This is a genomic window from Desulfovibrio sp. 1214_IL3152 (genome assembly GCF_036763055.1).
Classification (GTDB): Bacteria; Desulfobacterota; Desulfovibrionia; order Desulfovibrionales; family Desulfovibrionaceae; genus Desulfovibrio.
In genome coordinates this window covers 1-1,971 of record NZ_JBAIYW010000353.1, presented here as the reverse complement: position 1 = coordinate 1,971, position 1,971 = coordinate 1, and the positions used below count along the sequence as shown (strand labels likewise).

Genomic DNA, 1,971 nt, shown 5'->3' with positions numbered 1-1,971 from the left:
AGGTAGCCTATGCGGCCACGCAGGTTGGCGGCGTCCATCTGCCGCAGGTCGACGCCGCCGAACCGCACTGCCCCGTCCTGAGGCGTGTAAAGCCCCATCATAAGGCGGCCTATGGTGGACTTGCCCGATCCCATGCGCCCGATGATCGCCACTTTTTCGTGGGGGCGGATGGTAAAGCTGACGTCCGACAGGGAATTGTGCTTTGCCCCCGGGTAGCTGAAGCTTACGTGACTGAAGGTAAAGGCGGGCTGAAGCAGGCCAAAGTCCGTCTTGTCGTTCTCGACCGGGTCTTCGATGGGCAGTTCCATGATGGTGTTCAGCGCCGCAAGGGCCATGCGCGACTGGTGCAGTCGCGAGATCATGCCCGCCATCTGCATGAGCGGGGCCATGGCCCGCCCGGCCAGTATGTTGCAGGCAATAAGGCCGCCCATAGTCATCGCGCCGTCCATGATGCGGTATACGCCCCATACGATGACCCCCACCGACACAAGCTGGCTGAGCCCGCTCGAAATGCTGAGCGTCAACGTGGCATAGCGGCGGGAGATGCGCGAAGTTTCCGCCGAGGCATCGCAGATCTGTTCCCACAGATAGAGCAGGCGGCTTTCCGCCCGGCTGGTCTTTACGGTTTCAAGCCCGTGCACGATTTCGATCAACAGTGCGTTTTTCTGCATGTTCAGCAGGTAGCTGGTGGCGGCATGACGGCGCGCGCCCAGTTGCAGCAGAAGGCCCAGGCCTACCATGAGCGGCACGGCAGCCAGCGGCACGCCCACAACGGGGCCGCCGATAAGAAATATGAGGGCGAGAAAGATGATGAGAAAGGGCAGGTCGGCCAGAACCACCAGGCTGCCGGAACTGAAAAAATCCCGTAATGATTCAAAACCGCTAAAATTGTTTACCAGCGCACCTGTGGAGTCGGGTTTTGCGTCCATGCGCAGGTTGAGCACCTTTTCCATAAGCTTGCTGGACAGCACCACGTCTGCGTTGCGTCCGGCCAGGTCCACAAAATAGCCGCGCACGTTGCGCAGGATGAAGTCCACCATATAGGCCAGCAACACGCCTGATGCCAGCACCCACAAGGTTTCTTCGGCCTGGTTGGGGACAACGCGGTCATAAACATTCATGGCAAAGAGCGAACCCGCGATGCCAAGAAAATTGATAATGACAGTGGCAATGATGACATGCTTGTACAGCGGCATGTAGTGGGCGATGACATCCCAGAACCAGCGCTTGGTGACGGGCAGGGCTATGCGGGCGCGGGCGTCCAGTTTTTTTGCAAGACTGCCGAAAACCGCATAGCCGGTGTACTGGTCTTCCAGTTCCCGGCGGCTTACGGTTTTGGGTTGGTCGCCCTCTTCGGGAAAAATCACTTCCGCAGTGTCTGCTTTGGCATTTTGCTGCAGCAGGACGCAGCTCTGCTCGTTTTTGAGCAGCAGAATACAGGGGAGCACAAGGGGAGAGATGCTGTTGAGATTTTTGCGACGCACAATGCGTGCGTCAAGGCCGTAGCGCTTGGCTGAACGCAGGCAGGCCGAGGGCGAATCTGAGCTCGGGCCGCCGCGTATGCCGCTGAGCAACAGAGGAAGCGACACCGGCTTGCCCATGATGCGCAGCAGGGCGCGCAACGAATGGGCAAAGGACGGCGTGTGATCCGCATTTTCGGGTATGCTGTCTGACACGGCTTTCGGGTCCGCGTCAGCCGCAAATTCTTGCTCTTGCCTCATGCCTGCCCTTCGCAGGACATCCATTTCTCTCTACCTGATGATAGGAAATAGTATATAGAAAATGCAAGGAGAAAGTATGATTATTGCCTCATTTTTATCAAATATCATATGAGGCTGTTCTGCTCTTCCGGCGGTGGGCTGTGGGCGGGCTGTTTTTCGCCCCGCAGGGCGAAAAGGCTGTCCGCCAGCTTGCGGTGGGCAGCGGGCATTGCCAGGTTTTCCAGTTCTTCGGGGGTTGCCCACCGGCATT

Annotated in this window: 1 protein-coding gene; it reads right to left on the bottom strand. The window is 58.3% G+C overall.

The window, feature by feature from the left end; genetic code table 11:
* The coding region (locus V6C07_RS07560; RefSeq protein WP_333535758.1) for an ABC transporter transmembrane domain-containing protein at positions 1-1,721 on the bottom strand (1,721 nt) is incomplete at its 3' end.
* Between the last annotated feature and the right edge of the window lie 250 nt (positions 1,722-1,971).